The 14,504-nt window shown below is 60.8% G+C and carries 13 protein-coding genes; 8 read left to right on the top strand and 5 right to left on the bottom strand.

Annotated features, from left to right (window positions below):
• Nucleotides 1-131: 131 nt before the first annotated feature.
• From BLU28_RS11760 to BLU28_RS11750, 3 genes are all read right to left on the bottom strand, one after another.
• Nucleotides 132-1,154 (bottom strand): ABC transporter substrate-binding protein, encoded by a 1,023-nt coding sequence (locus BLU28_RS11760; RefSeq protein WP_004445305.1) that lies wholly within the window; start codon nt 1,152-1,154, stop codon nt 132-134.
• Nucleotides 1,151-2,212, bottom strand: coding sequence for a LacI family DNA-binding transcriptional regulator (locus BLU28_RS11755; RefSeq protein WP_077985630.1), 1,062 nt, complete (start codon nt 2,210-2,212; stop codon nt 1,151-1,153). The genes BLU28_RS11760 and BLU28_RS11755 overlap by 4 nt, the downstream gene beginning before the upstream one ends.
• A gap of 133 nt (nt 2,213-2,345) precedes the next feature.
• On the bottom strand, nt 2,346-3,266 hold the full coding sequence (locus BLU28_RS11750) for a LysR family transcriptional regulator (RefSeq protein WP_004445308.1): 921 nt from the start codon (nt 3,264-3,266) through the stop codon (nt 2,346-2,348).
• A gap of 96 nt (nt 3,267-3,362) precedes the next feature.
• Between BLU28_RS11750 and BLU28_RS11745 the strand changes: the two genes are divergently transcribed.
• A complete protein-coding gene (locus BLU28_RS11745; protein WP_077985631.1) occupies nt 3,363-4,550 on the top strand; it encodes an acyl-CoA dehydrogenase in 1,188 nt (395 codons plus the stop codon).
• A gap of 87 nt (nt 4,551-4,637) precedes the next feature.
• Here BLU28_RS11745 and BLU28_RS11740 read toward each other — a convergent pair whose 3' ends face one another.
• Nucleotides 4,638-6,704 carry a TonB-dependent receptor gene (locus BLU28_RS11740; protein WP_077985632.1) on the bottom strand — a complete coding sequence of 689 codons (2,067 nt, stop codon included), beginning with the start codon at nt 6,702-6,704 and terminating at the stop codon, nt 4,638-4,640.
• 294 nt (nt 6,705-6,998) lie between these two features.
• Here BLU28_RS11740 and BLU28_RS11735 point away from each other — a divergent pair, with 294 nt between their 5' ends.
• Nucleotides 6,999-7,775: an IclR family transcriptional regulator gene (locus BLU28_RS11735; RefSeq protein WP_034496869.1), complete on the top strand. Its 777-nt coding sequence runs from the start codon at nt 6,999-7,001 to the stop codon at nt 7,773-7,775.
• Here BLU28_RS11735 and BLU28_RS11730 read toward each other — a convergent pair.
• Nucleotides 7,772-9,079 (bottom strand): NtaA/DmoA family FMN-dependent monooxygenase, encoded by a 1,308-nt coding sequence (locus BLU28_RS11730; RefSeq protein ID WP_077985633.1) that lies wholly within the window; start codon nt 9,077-9,079, stop codon nt 7,772-7,774. The two genes, BLU28_RS11735 and BLU28_RS11730, sit on opposite strands and share 4 nt — an antisense overlap.
• 214 nt (nt 9,080-9,293) lie before the next feature.
• Between BLU28_RS11730 and BLU28_RS11725 the strand changes: the two genes are divergently transcribed.
• The 6 genes from BLU28_RS11725 (at nt 9,294) to BLU28_RS11700 (ending at nt 14,485) form a co-directional block, all read left to right on the top strand.
• Entirely contained in the window at nt 9,294-10,094 is an 801-nt protein-coding gene (locus BLU28_RS11725) for an ABC transporter ATP-binding protein (protein ID WP_077985634.1), read from the top strand.
• Nucleotides 10,091-11,104 carry a FecCD family ABC transporter permease gene (locus tag BLU28_RS11720; protein ID WP_077985635.1) on the top strand — a complete coding sequence of 338 codons (1,014 nt, stop codon included), beginning with the start codon at nt 10,091-10,093 and terminating at the stop codon, nt 11,102-11,104. The genes BLU28_RS11725 and BLU28_RS11720 overlap by 4 nt, the downstream gene beginning before the upstream one ends.
• Nucleotides 11,101-12,165, top strand: a complete 1,065-nt coding sequence (locus tag BLU28_RS11715) for a FecCD family ABC transporter permease (protein ID WP_077985636.1) — start codon at nt 11,101-11,103, stop codon at nt 12,163-12,165. Before BLU28_RS11720 ends, BLU28_RS11715 begins: the two co-directional genes overlap by 4 nt.
• Nucleotides 12,166-12,187: 22 nt before the next feature.
• The gene (locus BLU28_RS11710) at nt 12,188-13,141 is read left to right on the top strand and encodes an ABC transporter substrate-binding protein (protein ID WP_072493075.1); all 954 of its coding nucleotides are present in this window, start codon (nt 12,188-12,190) and stop codon (nt 13,139-13,141) included.
• A gap of 233 nt (nt 13,142-13,374) precedes the next feature.
• The gene (locus BLU28_RS11705; protein ID WP_077985637.1) at nt 13,375-14,214 is read left to right on the top strand and encodes a siderophore-interacting protein; all 840 of its coding nucleotides are present in this window, start codon (nt 13,375-13,377) and stop codon (nt 14,212-14,214) included.
• Nucleotides 14,207-14,485 (top strand): phosphopantetheine-binding protein, encoded by a 279-nt coding sequence (locus BLU28_RS11700; RefSeq protein WP_034496885.1) that lies wholly within the window; start codon nt 14,207-14,209, stop codon nt 14,483-14,485. Before BLU28_RS11705 ends, BLU28_RS11700 begins: the two co-directional genes overlap by 8 nt.
• Nucleotides 14,486-14,504: the final 19 nt, after the last annotated feature.

The raw sequence follows: 14,504 nt of genomic DNA, 5'->3' as shown, positions 1-14,504 counted from the left end.
CGGAGGACTTGTTCATTTGGCGTCAGTGGGTGCCGGCATATCGATCTCCCCCTTTGTGGGGGAGATGTCCGGCAGGACAGAGGGGGGTGACGTGCGCCAGCACGTAACCCATTCCCGCCCCTTCGAGCTTGTTACTGCCCCACCTTGGCGTTCCACTCCGACAGCCACTTGTCGCGGTTATCGAGCGTTACGTCGGAAGGAATGAGCTGCAGGCTGCGGGCGGTTTCATCGCCATAGGTGATGTTGTTCGCCACCTCGTCGGAAACCTTGACTTCCCTGTTGGTCGGGCTGTCCACCAGCTTTTCCGCCAGCGCCTTCTGGACGTCGGTCGAGAGCCAGAAATCCATGAATTGCAGCGCAAGATCCTCGTTCTTCGTGCCCTTCGGTACGACGAGCACGTTCATGCCGCCGGTTTGGCCTTCCTTGGGCGTTGCCCAGGCGAGCGGCAGGTCGAGCTTGGTGAAAGGCGCCCAGGAGAAGCGGCCGATCGGCGCTGCCCAGATTTCCTCCTGCTGCATGAGCTGCACCAGCTGCGAGGACTTGACGTAGAAGGTGACGATATCGTCCTTCTTTTCGCCCACGGCCTCGATGGCGCCGGCAAGATCGGGCGTGTCCTTGCCGATGGCCTTGCCCAGCATGTAAAGCGCCGGCGGCCCCTGGTTGGTGGTGACATTCGGGAAGGCGACGTGGTCGACGATACCGTCCTTCAAAAGATCGGCCCAGCTGTCGATCTTCATCTTGTCGGTGCGGTAGACAATCGACGTGGCGTAGAAATTAACGCCGACGCTCATGCCATCGCCATTCGGGTCCTTGGCGATGTCATAGAGCTTTTCAATATTCGGAACCTTGGAAGCATCGATCTTCTGGATCAGGTCCTTGCGGGTGGCCGACAGCGCATCGGCCATGGAGACGATGGCGAGATCGACGACCGGGCTGGCCTTGTTGGCCTCCATCTTGGCCAGACGCTCGACGCTGTTGCCGGTCTCGACGACGAGCTTGCAGCCGCATTTCTGCTCGAAGGGCGTATAGACCAGTTCCTTGAATTCATCCTGCGCGAAGGCGTAGACCGAGATCGTCAACGTCTTGTCCTGGGCCTCAGCGGCTCCCATCGTCAGCATCAGGGCGGCGCCCGATGCGAGAATGATCTTTTTCATGGTGTGAGTTCTCCTGCTGTCGTGTTCTTGGCTTCAATCGCATCATGCTTTGTCTTGCCGGTGGAGCCGCGCATGATCAGCGCCATCGGTACTTTCGAAACATCCGCCGTGACGTCGACGGCGGCCCCGTTTTCTCCGGCGCCATCGATCGCGCGCAAAAGCGCGCCAACGGCGAGATCGGCGATGCGGCCCATATCCATGCGCATGGTCGTCAAGGGCGGGGTGACCACGGCAGAAAAGATAAGATCGTCGAAGCCGGTGACACTCGCCTCTTCCGGCACCTCGATTCCCGCGCGCTGCAATTCGGTCAGCACGCGCAGCGCGTGCAGATCGGATACGGCAGCAAAGGCCGTAAAACCTTCGGCAACTTTCTCCGCAAGGCCCAGCCGGCAGCCCGCGCCACCGGCCTTTTCAATGCCATCGATCCAGAGCGTCTGGGCCAGGCATGTTTTGCCGAGACCATCGCGAATGCCGCCGAGACGGTCATTCTGAACATTGGAATCCCTGTTCTTGCCGACCAGCACCACCTTGCGATGGCCGAGGCCCGCAAGATATTCACCCACCTGCCGGCCGCCATCCCAATGGTCGGCAGCAACGGTATTTCCCGGTGTCGACGGGCTGTCGATGACGGCCACCGGACAATCAACGCCGGAAATGCGTGTGCCACGTCGGGGAACGACCACCATGCCGTCCACCCCGCGCTCGATCAGCCGGTCGATCGCATCCGTCTGCATGGCGATCTCACCGCGCGCATCGGCGATCAGCACGCCATAACCCGCGTTGACAGCCGCCTTCTCGATGGCCTGCGCAATCTGTGGAAAGAGAGGATTGGCAATATCGGGCAGGACGAGCCCGAGAACGCCCGATCTGCCGGTGCGAAGCGCCCTGCCTGCCGAACTCGGCACATAGCCCAGCTCGCTCGCCGTCTTGCGGATACGTTCCACCAGTTCGGGCGAAACGCGGCCCTTGCCGGACAGCGCATTGGACACGGTTGCCACCGACACGCCGAGTGCCGCTGCTATCGCGCTCAGATTGGTGGCAGGCCGTGACGACGCCATAATGGTCCGGAAGGGCTGATTAAACGTTTAATCACGATAATCGAGGCGCGAACCGCTGTCGAGTCCTGCGCTGGCAAAATAGGGCGAAAAGCTGGGCACAAAGGTTAAATGCCCGAAAAAAGAGCGATTATTTTTACGCGCTCTGGGTACTGGCTGCGCGATAAGCCTCCACCTGACGCACCAGCCAATCCCGAAACAGGACGACCGGGACGTGGTTGGCGCGTGAAAGCGGGGCCACCGCGTAATACGAGCTCGGGCTTCTGGCCTGATGATCGAAGGCTTTGACCAGCTGCTTCGATTTCAACTCGTTATCGATGAGAAAGAGCGGCATCAGCGCGACGCCGAGGCCGGCGATGCAGGCCTGCGCAACGCTGGAAAACTGTTCGAAGCGCATGCCCTGCGGCAAGACGAGTGACAGGCCGAGGCTTTCGAACCAGTGGCCCCATGCGCCCGGCCGCGAGGCCATGTGCAGCAATGGCAGGGCAGCGATGTCTTCTCCCTTTTCCACCGGATGGGCGCTGAGGAACTGCGGGCTGCACACCGGCGCCACCATTTCATGCATCAGAAAGGTGCTTTCCGCGCCTGGCCAATCGGCCTGGCCGATATGGATTGCCATATCCAGCTGCTCACGCTCGAAATCGAACTGGCCGATGCGGGTCGCAAAATTGATGGTGATCTCCGGGTGGTTCGCCACGAAATCCGGTATACGCGGCAGAAGCCAGCGGGTGCCGAAGGTGGGCAGCATGGCGAGGTTCAGCGTATTGCCATGCGTTTTGGTCATGATCTGCAGCGAAGCTGAGCGTATCTCGCCGAGCGCTGCCGCGATCGATTTTGCGTAGATCTGCCCCTCCGCCGTCAGCGCCACGCCGCGTGCGCCGCGGTCGAAGAGCCGCACGCCAAGCTGTTCTTCCAGTGACATAACCTGCCGGCTGATTGCCCCCTGCGTCAGCGCCAGCTCATCTGCGGCGGCGGAAAAGCTGCCGAGACGGGCAACGGAATCGAAAGCGGCAAGCGCACTTGTGGATGGCAGGAGTTTGCGGCTGAGAGATGTCATGAGCCATTACTATATGTAATGCAAAAATGAGTAAACATGGCTTGTGCCATCCGGGCTGAATACGAATAATCCGGCCAGCAAATCCGGAGGCATAAAGTGAGCGAACGCGTAGCATTCAATTGGCAGGATCCTTTCCTGCTCGAAGACCAACTGACTGACGACGAGCGGATGATACGCGACGCCGCGGCCGCCTTCGGCAAATCGGAGCTTCTGCCGCGTATCTCCGAAGCCTATCTTTCTGAAACCACCGAGCCGGAACTGTTCCGCCTGATGGGCCGGCAAGGCCTTCTCGGCGTTACCCTGCCGGAAGAATATGGCGCGGCGAATGCGAGCTATGTGGCCTATGGTCTCGTCGCCCGCGAGGTGGAGCGGATCGACAGCGGTTACCGCTCGATGATGAGCGTGCAGTCCTCGCTCGTCATCCACCCGATCTTCGCTTACGGTTCGGATGAGCAGAAGAAGAAATACCTGCCCGGCCTCGTCTCGGGCGAACTGATCGGCTGTTTCGGCCTCACCGAGCCGGATGCCGGCTCCGATCCGGGCGGCATGAAGACCCGTGCTGAAAAGATTGAGGGCGGTTATCGTCTGCGCGGTTCGAAAATGTGGATTTCCAACGCACCGATCGCCGATGTCTTCGTGGTCTGGGCCAAATCCGAAGCCCATGACAACCAGATCCGCGGTTTCGTGCTCGAAAAGGGCATGAAAGGCCTCTCAGCACCGAAAATCGGCGGCAAGCTTTCGCTGCGCGCTTCCATTACAGGCGAAATCGTCATGGATGGCGTCGAAGTCGGCGAAAACGCACTGCTGCCCAACGTGTCCGGCCTGAAGGGCCCCTTCGGCTGCCTCAACCGCGCCCGCTACGGCATTTCCTGGGGCGTCATGGGCGCTGCCGAAGATTGCTGGTTCCGTGCCCTGCAATATGGTCTCGACCGCAAGCAGTTCGGCAAGCCGCTTGCCGGCATGCAGCTTTACCAGAAGAAGCTCGCCGACATGCAGACCGAGATCGCGCTCGGCCTTCAGGCATCGCTGCGCGTCGGCCAGCTGATGGACGAGCACAGGATGGCGCCGGAAATGATTTCCATCGTCAAGCGCAACAATTGCGGCAAGGCGCTGGATATCGCCCGCCAGGCCCGCGACATGCATGGCGGCAACGGCATCCAGATCGAATATCACGTCATGCGCCACGCGCAGAACCTCGAAACGGTCAACACGTATGAAGGTACGCATGACGTGCACGCGCTGATCCTCGGCCGGGCCCAGACGGGCATTCAGGCGTTTTTCTGAGGGTTATGGACCGTAGCGGTTCCGTCAAGAAAGAGGCCTCCGAAGATCGCTTCGAAGGCCTTTTTCTTTTCGAGCTCAGGTGACGGCTCAGAATGTGCCGCGCACCCCGATGCCGAACATGCGCGGTTCGGTCATGCTCGCCTCGATGCCGCCGATGCCGCGGTTTTCCTTCATAAGGGTCGGCGCGCGCTCGTCGAAGACGTTCTTGACGTAAGCGTAGAACTCGAGTTCGTCCTGGAACTTGTAGCTCGCCCGCACATCCGCGATCGTGTAGGGATCGATCGCATAGACGGCCTTGTTGTCCGTATCGGAATAATAGCCGTCGAGATGGCGGACCTGCCCGGACACGGTGAACTTGTCCGTCACGTCCCAGCTTGCGCCGACGGTGAAGCTGTATCCCGGCGACTTGGCGAACTCCTTGCCGACATAGGCGGCATTGCTGGAAATCTCGTCGATCTTCGTCTTCAGCAGACCGGCGCTGGCTTTCAGCGTGAGATTGTCGAGCACCCGATAATCCGCGCCAATTTCAAGACCATAGGCATGGGCTTCTTCTGCGTTAACGGTGTAGGATTCGCTGATGCCGGTGGAGACGACGACCGGTACGTTAAACTGGGCGTTCTTCATGTCCATGTAGAACAGATTGCCGTTTACCGTCAGTGTGTCATCGAGCAGGCTGGCGCGGGTGAACACTTCGTAGTTCCAGATGGTTTCCTTGTCGAAGCTCCGCCATTTGCTGGTGGTCAGGTCAAATGCGACGCCGCCGGGATTGTACCCGCGGCTGACAAGACCGCCGACAGTCCAATCATCATTGATGGCATAGGCGAGAGACGCCTTGGGAAGGATTTCAGAGAAGGTTTCGTCATAATTGACCGAACTTCTGCTGGTGGCGCTGAGCGTCCGGTAACCGGCGCGCTGAATCTGGTCCTGCTGGTAGCGCAGGCCACCCGTCAGGGTCCACTGGTCGGTCAGCCGATAGCTCAGCTCGCTGAAGAGGCCGAGATTGTCCTTGGTGTCGCTGAAGCGAGAGGTGCCGCGCAGATAAAGCACCTCGTCGGCTTTCGTGTGCGCATAAAAAATGCCGGCGACACCGCTCAGAACATCCTCCTGATCGCCGAAGGTGACGCGCGTTTCATGCGACGTGTTCCTGAGATCGACATCGGCGTCTCCGTTGTTGGCGATGCCGACCCGGCGTTTGGCGGTGGAGTCGGAAAACTGGGTCTGGTTGAACAGTTTCACGCCGTTCTCGAAATCGTAATTGATGTCGAGAATGCCCGTATTGGTATACTGGCTGAAATTCGGCATCGTCGTGGTGATGTGGTTGAGATCTTCGAAGGGACGCGACGCCGCTTCCTGGCTTGGCCGGTTGGAGGCGTTGTAGGAATAGGTCAGCTTTGTGGAAAGACCGGGAATTTCAGACGGTTCCCAAAGAAGCTTGAAGCGACCGTTGAATTCCTTGAAGTTTTGGTCCGTTCCCTCATGCGCAAAGGCGGAATTGATGTAATCGATGAAGGTATCGCGGCCGGAATAATCGATCGCCATGCGCGCCGCCAGCTCGTCTTCGATCAGCGGGCCGGAAAAGGCGAAGGAACCACGCTTCTGGTGATAGTTGCCGATTTCCGCCTGATAGCTGGCTTCCGGCGTAAAGGTCGGGTCCTTGGTGTTGACAAGGATGGCGCCGGCAATGGCGTTGGCGCCCTGCGAGGTCGTCTGGGGCCCGCGGAACACCTCGATGGTGTCGACATCCCATATGGACGTCGCCCCGTAGATGAACTCGTTATACCCGAGATAGTGACCGTCCACATTGATCGTCGCGCGCGGCACCGTACCGGTGAAGAAGGCGATGGAGCCGGTATTCGGGCCCTGCGTGTCCTGTCCGCGAATGATGGGGGCACTGACATTGTCGGTGTAGACGACGTTCGGAATATCCTTGATCGCTTCGGATACGGTCGGATCGCCGGTCTTTTCCTTTTTGATCTCCTCGGCGGTTTTGACTGACACGGACGAGGCCGTGTTCTTCATGTCGCGCGCCACTTTTTCACCGGTCACGACAATCGGCTTCAACACGGTCGTCCCTGCTGTATCAGCCTGCTGATCCTGACCGACAACCGGCGTCACGAACAATGTCGCCAACGTCAGAACACTGACCCCGCTCATCAAACGGCCGTTAGAGCTAAACCCCATCATACACCCCAAATAAACATGAGTATTAAAGTCATATTCAAGTAACGGAAGCGTTATCCGTTTCGCAATAGACAATGCGTTCCGTATTGCGGACAAGCAGGCTTCCGTAACGGGATGTGCCATATTTACAACAAAGTTTAAGGGACCGCCTTTTCCGCCATGGCAGCCCGGCCAGAGAAGCCATTGAAAAGGCTGAAGACAGCCATTCCGATTTTCGTCGCAATGCGTTAGGCATTCTCGAAAGAGTGGGGCACGACCTTGAACGCCATGGATGACGAAACCGAAGAACGGCCGGAAAACGAAGGTGAAAAGCGCTCGGCGCTTATTCAATCCGTATCGATTGCGGCGCGGTTTCTTAATCTTCTCTCCAGATCCGATACGGGGCTGGCGCTTGGCGAACTTGCTAAACGCGCCGGCACCGGTCGCTCCACCGCGCATCGTTACATGCAAAGCCTCGTGCGGGAGGGACTGGTGATACAGGACCCCGCAAGCGGCAGTTACGATCTCGGCCCCGCAGCGCTGGGCATCGGCATCAGCGCCCTCCGACGAATCAACCCGGTCGAAACCGCCGGACGTGAGATGAAGGCGCTTGCCGCGCAAATCGGCGCCAGCTGCGGCGTGGCGATCTGGACCGAGCGCGGCCCGACCGTGGTGCGGTGGGCGCGAAGCGCCAGCTTTTCCATCAGCACCGTCGCTCTTGGCGATGTTCTGCCGCTGGACAACAGCGCCTGCGGTCTGGTTTTTCAGGCTTATCTGCCACCGGACAGGGTGGCTGCCGTGCGCAGGCTGCAACCACCCGCCTTTCGCGGCTCTCCTCCTGCTGCCGGCATTCTCGAAACCATCCGCGAGACGGGCGGCGCCGAACTCAATGAACATCTGTTCTCCGCCCTGACGGGCAAGGCGGCGCCGGTTTTCGATGCCCAGGGCGAACTCTGTTGTGTCGTCACCACCGTCTCTTTCGTGGCTACCGCCGAAGCGGAACGGCATTTTTCGCGACTGATCGAGGCCGCCCGGCAGGCAACCGCCGAATCCGGTGGCGGCTAGACACCTTCGGCCAGATGCTCCGCAAAGGTGCGACCGGAATAGGCGGTGCGGAAGAGCCCGGCATCGGCGAGTTTCGGCAGCAGCCGCTCCAGCACCAGCCGCATGGATGCCACCGAGCCGCCGGGCACCGCGACAAAACCGTCGATTGCCCCTGCGGCCGCCCATTCACGGATGCCCTTAAAGGCATCTTCAACGGTGCCGACGATCTGCCAATGGCCGGATCCCATCACCTCCGGCCGCCGCAGTAATTCCGCGACACTTAGCGTCTCCCGCTCAATCAGCCTGCGCAGCAGTCCGGCATGGGTGCGGCTTCGCGGTTTTTTGGGCGGCGGCGGCAGGTCGGAAGCGGTGACCACCCGCGTGAGCGGCCAGTCGGTGAGGTCGAGGCCCGTCATGTCGAGAACCGACGCCAGGGTGCGGGCGCGGTTGGCGCGGGCATGGGTCTCAGAAAAGAGTTCAAGCGCCTCCTTGCCGCTATCCGCCAGATATAGGCTGAGGCCCGGCATCAGCTTCACCCCGTCAGGCTCACGGCCATGTCCTTCGGCGCGCCGCCGCAAGTCCGCCCTCAGTTCGATGGCTGCCCGCATGTCCGGCGTGGAAGCAAAGACTGCATCCGCCACCGAAGAGGCGAAATCGCGCCCCTCGGGAGAAGCACCGGCCTGCACCAGCGGAATGCGGCTGGCGTGGGCTGGCAGGTTGAGCGGCCCTTTCACACTGAAATGCCTGCCCTCATGCGCCACTGGGCGCACCAGCGAGGAATCGGCAAATCGCCCGCTTTCCCTGTCGAGTTTAAGGGCTTCATTTGGAAAACTCGCCCAGAGCTGCTGCACGACCTGCGTGAATTCGGCGGCGCGTCCATAACGCTCCTGCGGTGAAGGCATTTCTCTCAGGCCGAAATTTTCGTGCCCCTCCAGTGCCGTGACGATGTTCCACCCGGCCCTGCCATTGCTGAGCCAGTTCAACGACTGAAGCTGGCGGGCCACCACATAGGGCGGCAGAAATGTGGTCGATACGGTGGATAACAGGCCGACATGGCTCGTTTCCCGCGCAATGGCCGAAAGAAGCATGGTCGGGTCCATGCTGGCAAATCCGCCGCCGGTTTCCAGCCCCTCGGTGCGGAGGAAAAGCGTATCCGGCCGGAACACGAAATCCACATGCGCAGCTTCCGCGCGCTGTGCCAGATCGACGAAATAATCGCTGGAAAATACCCGATTTATATCGCTGTCGGCTCGACGCCATGCTTCACCGCTGAGCCAGGTTGGGGCCAGCGACATGCCCACATGAAGTTTGGCTGCGACTGACATGATGCACCTCGACTGAAATATCCGGCAAGAAAACCGCGCGTTGAATCGGCAAATTTCGATTTGTGGAGAGTTTTACTATAGTTTAGTGTCGCTTCAAGACCAGAGTGTCGCGCCCGTCGGGAAGGAGCCCGTTTCCCGCAGGTTCGATGTTAAGATTCAAAGACTTATAATCCTCATGTGGCGTCTCGACGCATGAGCGCATGACTAACAGGAGTTGTATCCGGTGCTTGACGCCACGGACCTTCACGCCAGCTATGGCCACGTTCCCGTCCTGCGAGGGCTTTCTTGCCGCTTCCACAACGGTCGCGTCACGGCGCTGGTCGGCCCCAACGGCTGTGGCAAGTCGACGCTGTTGAAAACCATCATGGGTTTCGTGCCTTTGTCATCGGGCGCGATAAGGCTTGGCGAGCGTTCGCTGGGCGACATCAGACGCAGGGATCTCGCGCGCCGCATCGCCTATCTGCCGCAGGAATGCCATTGCCCCGACTATATGACGCTCGGCGAGTTGATCGAGCTTGCCGGTTATGCACGCTACGGCCTTGCCGGCGGCCCGAGCGAGCGTGACCGGGCGCTTTTCGCCGGGGCGCTGAAGACAGTCGGGCTGGAGGACAAGGCGAGAGCGCAGGTCAACACGCTTTCCGGCGGGCAGCGCCAGCGCGCCTTCATCGCCATGGTGCTGGCGCAGGATACGGACGTGATCCTGATGGACGAGCCGGTCAACCATCTCGACATGAAATATCAATATGCCGTTCTTGGCCTTGTGCGCGAGCTGACCGACAGGCACGGCAAGACCGTTATCGTCGTGCTGCACGATCTCAACCTCGCCGCCGCTTTCGCCGACGACGTCATCATGCTGAAAGCCGGGCAGGTTCTGGCATCAGGGCCGGTAGCAGACACGGTCACACCCGAAAATGTCGCCGAAATCTTCGACCTCGAAGCCGATATATTTTCCAGACAGGGGCGTCTCATCTGCGTGCCCCGGCTGGAACGACAGGAACAGGCCATTCCGGCATGATCGCGAAAATAACGCTGATCCTTGCCGCGGCGCTGTTGCTGGCCGCCATCCTCGCCGTCAATCTGTTCGTCATGTCCGGCGACATGCCGCCTGCCGAAGTCATGGCGACACTGTGGCGCGGGGAGGCCGACAGCTATGAACAATCGGTGCTCCTCTATCAGCAAATTCCACGGTCGCTGATCGCCATCTATGTGGGCGCCACAACCGCCGTCAGCGGCTGCGTGCTGCAGGGGCTTGCCCGCAATCCCCTCGCCTCGCCCTCGACCTTTGGGCTGAATGCCGGAGCGACGCTTTTCGTGATCGCCGGCGCGCTGCTGTTCGATCTCTCTGCTGAGGCACAGGGCCTTGCCGCGCTTGCGGGCGCCGGCTTCGGTTTTGCCGCCTGCTTCGTTGTCGCGCGTCTTGCCGGGCGGGCGAACGATCCGCGTGGTCTGTCGCTCATCCTTTCCGGAGCGCTGGTTTCCATGCTGCTGATCGGCGTGACAAACGCCCTGCTTCTTTCCAACCCCACGCGTCGGGCCGAATTCCTGAGCTGGGTTGGCGGCAATATCAACCATGTCTATATCGAACGGCTCACCGATTTCTGGTGGATCGGCGCCATTGCAATGGTGATTTTGCTCTCGGTCGCGCGGCCGCTGACGCTCGTTCTGCTGGGGGCGGAAAAAGCCGCTTCCGCCGGCGTGAATGTCACGCGTATTTCCCGGCTCGCACTGTTTGCCACCATGCTGGCGTCAGGCTCGGCGGTAGCGATCTGCGGCCCGATCGGGTTCGTCGGCCTTATCGTGCCACATATGATCCGGCCGCTGGTCGGCGTGAATTTCACGCTTGCTTTGCCGGCCTCCGCGCTTGTCGGCGCGAGCATCTGTGTGCTCGCCGATCTTGGCGCGCAAACCCTGTTTGCGCCCTACGTGGTCAATACCGGGCTGTTCATGGACCTGCTTGGCGGCCTCGTTTTCATCGTCATCGTCAAGCGCTTCTATCTGTCGCCTTCGGCAAGGGGGCTATCGTGAAACGGGATTTCGCCACAGACGGGAAAGCCGTTCTCAGGTTGCCCGGCGGGCTGCAGATCGGCATCGGCAATCTGACGGCCGGCCTGACGCTGGTTGCGCTGGCGTTGACGATCGCCGCCGTGTCCGTCAGCCTCGGCAATACCGAAACGGGCCTTATTGATCTCCTGCACGGGTTTGCCGGCGGGCATCTCGGCGATGATCAGGCCTATGCGCTGTGGACGGTACGGCTGCCGCGCATCCTGCTCGGCTTCATGGCTGGCTGGAGCGTGGCGCTGGCAGGCGCGATGCTGCAATCCGTCGCGCGCAATCCGCTCGCCGATCCCGGCCTGTTCGGGCTGAGCCAGGGGTCGATGACCACCATCATGCTGCTTCTGGTGCTGGTGCCGACGGCCCCCAAGACGCTGGTGGCTCTTGCGGCTGTCGGCGGAGGCCTGGCCGTGGCCTTCCTTTTAATCGCACTTGTCGGGCGCGAACGCTCGAGCGGCCTTGCCATATTGCTGATGGGCATCGCAATTGAGTCGGCGCTTTCCTCTGTCTCATCGGTGCTTCTGCTCTATACGCCAGCCGAAACCTCGCTTTCGCTGGCGGACTGGATGGCCGGTTCGCTGTTTCAGGCAAGCTGGCCGACCATCATCGTTTTTACTCCCCTCTTTGCAGCAAGCCTTGCCGGCATTTTCCTCATTGGCCGGGCGCTTGCCGTCTTCGATCTTGGCAGCGAGATGGCCATGGCACTCGGAGAGACCGTCAGGCATTCGCGACCGCTCGTCATTGTGTTTGCGGTAATTCTAAGCGCCTCCTCCGTTACCGCCGTCGGCCCGCTGACATTTCTCGGCGTCATCGCCCCGCATCTCGCCACCTTCGTTTCGCCCGCCGTCGGCCGCGCCAGGCTTTTCCTGTCGGGGCTTACCGGCGGCATTCTGGTGGTCGCAGCCGATACGCTCTCGCGCGGGCTGGTGGCCGATATGCCGATGCCGATTGGCCTTGCTCTGACGCTGATCGGCGTGCCGCTCTTCATCCTGACGCTGCGCCTGCAGGCGTTGCGCAGAACCACCGCTCACTAATATATCGAATAAAGGGAATACCATGCGAATTGCCATCCTCGTCGCCGCACTTCTGGCCGCCGGAACGAGTCTCGCCGCCGAGCGCAGCGTGACCGATGCCGCCGGCCGCACCGTCTCCGTTCCGGAAAAGCCGCAGCGCATTGTCGTCATGCACGAGCCGCTTCTGGGCGTGCCGCTGATGGATCTTGGCGCTGATGTGGTCGGCGCCTATGGCCGCAACAGCGACGGCAAATTCGCAACCGCCGTCGATTTCGTTGATACCGTTCTTGGCGAAGGCCACGCGAAACCGAAGGGTTTCGGCGCTGTCGGCCAAATCGACCTCGAAAAGCTGCGGGCGCTGCAACCGGACCTCATCGTCGCCACGGAAATGGACAGCGGCAAGGCCGAACAGCTCTCCACAGTCGCACCTGTCTATCTGCAAAAGGCAAGCGCTGGCAAAGCCTATGGCTTCAGCGTGGAGGAAGACCTTGCAGGTCTGGTTGGGCGAAGCGATGTCTTCGCTGAGCGTCGGAAGATCTATGACACCAAGCTCGCCGCCGTCAAAAAGACGCTGGGTGAGGATATCAACGGCAAGACTTATCTCGCGATCCTGCTGACGGACCAGATCAACGCCGTGGGGAACATGTCCGGCGCGGTGCAGGCAATAGAGGATCTCGGTTATGTCAGGTTGAAGATCGACAGTACCGCCTCTTCGGGCGGAATGGGCTCGACCCTGATGATGCCGCTGAGCGCCGAAGCATTCGGCAAGCTCAATCCCGATCTGCTTGTGGTGATGAACAGCTATACCAGCCCAGCCCGCGGCGAGGCGGGAACCCGCGCCGCGCTTGAAAAGATCATTCCCGGCTGGGAGCGTTTCGTAAAACCGGCACGCGAGAAAAGGATTGTTTTCCTCGATTCCACCAGGGTGACGACGCCTTCCATTCCGAGCGCGCTCCATACATTGGATGAAGTGGAAAGCTGGGCAGGCCGCCGCTGACCACCTTTCTGCCCGACAAATCCAGGCACGATCACGTGCCGGGCATAAACTTGAGTTTTCGAAGAAACTTATATTGCCGAGGCGGAAACCGCCTGTTATGGTCCGCGCATCTTGACGCAACGACGCCGGAATATCGCGCCGGATGAGAACCCCAACGCGCGATCATCCGGCACGCCGACCCGGGACAGCGAGACCGCCGAACCCGTCGGCGTCATCCCAGGAAAGACAGCAGCATGAGCATGCCAGAAACCATGGATTCCGCCCTTCCGGACCGCACTCCCAAACGCCACCGCCACGCCGTGAAGCTGCGCGCGCTGGACGTGGCGCGGACCGAAAAACTCAGCCGGTCCATGGTACGCATCGTGCTGACCGGGCCGGAACTGGAGGGCTTTACGAGCCTCGGTTTTGACGACCACGTCAAAATGTTCTTCCCCCAGCCCGGCCAAACCGAACCGACCCTGCCGGTGATCGGCCCGAACGGCATTGAATTCCCGGAAGGCGCGCCGCGGCCGCTGGCGCGTGACTACACGCCGCGCAGCTTCGATGCCGAAAAAGGCGAACTCGCCATCGATTTCGCCACCCATCACGATGGCCCGGCCAGCAACTGGGCGAAGAGCGCGAAAGTTGGTGACAAGGCGTGGATCGCCGGCCCACGCGGTTCCTTCACCGTTCCCTTCACCTATGACTGGCACCTGCTGATCGCCGACGATACCGGCCTTCCCGCGCTGGCACGGCGACTGGAGGAGATGCCTGCCGGCACACCCGTCGTGGCGCTGATCGAAGTCGAGACGGAGGCGGACCGGCTGGAGCTCGTAACCAGGGCGGACGCATCGATCGTCTGGATAACGCAGAGGCCGGACAACGGAACCGACCACGACGCATTAACGAGCGCCCTGCGCCAGCTCGAACTGCCAAAGGGCGATTTCTTCAGCTGGGTCGCCTGCGAATCGAAGACCGCAAAGGCGGTTCGCGCCCTTCTGGTCGAGGAATTTGGCGCCAACCCCAAATGGACCCGTGCTTCCGGCTACTGGCGGCGCGGCGCGAGCGGCGTTCACGATCATTTCGATGAGTAACCCGGCAATCACGACGGCTGCCATGCGGGATGCGGAAGCGATTATGACGCAACTCAGAGCCCTTCTCGCAAGGGTTCTGGAAGATGAAGTGCGCGATATCGAACCGGGGGACAACCTGTTCGGCTATGGACTTCATTCGCTTGCCCTCATGCGCCTGATGCAGCCGCTTTCACAGCTTGCGGGAGCGCGGCTCGCTTATGACGATCTGGCCCGGCGGCCAACGCTTGCCGCGTGGCAGGCACTCATCGAACGGTCGCGCGCGGGACATTGATCCCGCGAACCGGCACGTT

The organism is Agrobacterium pusense, from assembly GCF_900102105.1.
GTDB classification, from domain to species: Bacteria; Pseudomonadota; Alphaproteobacteria; order Rhizobiales; family Rhizobiaceae; genus Agrobacterium; species Agrobacterium pusense.
The sequence above is the reverse complement of the archived record's forward strand: the minus strand, read 5'-3'. Positions and strand labels throughout refer to the sequence as shown.

Coding starts and splice junctions, on each gene's coding strand:
- BLU28_RS11750 (WP_004445308.1), bottom strand. CDS start 3,266: ATGACATCTCTCAGCCGCAAACTCCTGCCATCCACAAGTGCGCTTGCC.
- BLU28_RS11730 (WP_077985633.1), bottom strand. CDS start 9,079: ATGTCAGTCGCAGCCAAACTTCATGTGGGCATGTCGCTGGCCCCAACC.
- BLU28_RS11740 (WP_077985632.1), bottom strand. CDS start 6,704: ATGAGCGGGGTCAGTGTTCTGACGTTGGCGACATTGTTCGTGACGCCG.
- BLU28_RS11710 (WP_072493075.1), top strand. CDS start 12,188: ATGCGAATTGCCATCCTCGTCGCCGCACTTCTGGCCGCCGGAACGAGT.
- BLU28_RS11760 (WP_004445305.1), bottom strand. CDS start 1,154: ATGAAAAAGATCATTCTCGCATCGGGCGCCGCCCTGATGCTGACGATG.
- BLU28_RS11755 (WP_077985630.1), bottom strand. CDS start 2,212: ATGGCGTCGTCACGGCCTGCCACCAATCTGAGCGCGATAGCAGCGGCA.
- BLU28_RS11700 (WP_034496885.1), top strand. CDS start 14,207: ATGAGTAACCCGGCAATCACGACGGCTGCCATGCGGGATGCGGAAGCG.
- BLU28_RS11720 (WP_077985635.1), top strand. CDS start 10,091: ATGATCGCGAAAATAACGCTGATCCTTGCCGCGGCGCTGTTGCTGGCC.
- BLU28_RS11705 (WP_077985637.1), top strand. CDS start 13,375: ATGAGCATGCCAGAAACCATGGATTCCGCCCTTCCGGACCGCACTCCC.
- BLU28_RS11735 (WP_034496869.1), top strand. CDS start 6,999: ATGGATGACGAAACCGAAGAACGGCCGGAAAACGAAGGTGAAAAGCGC.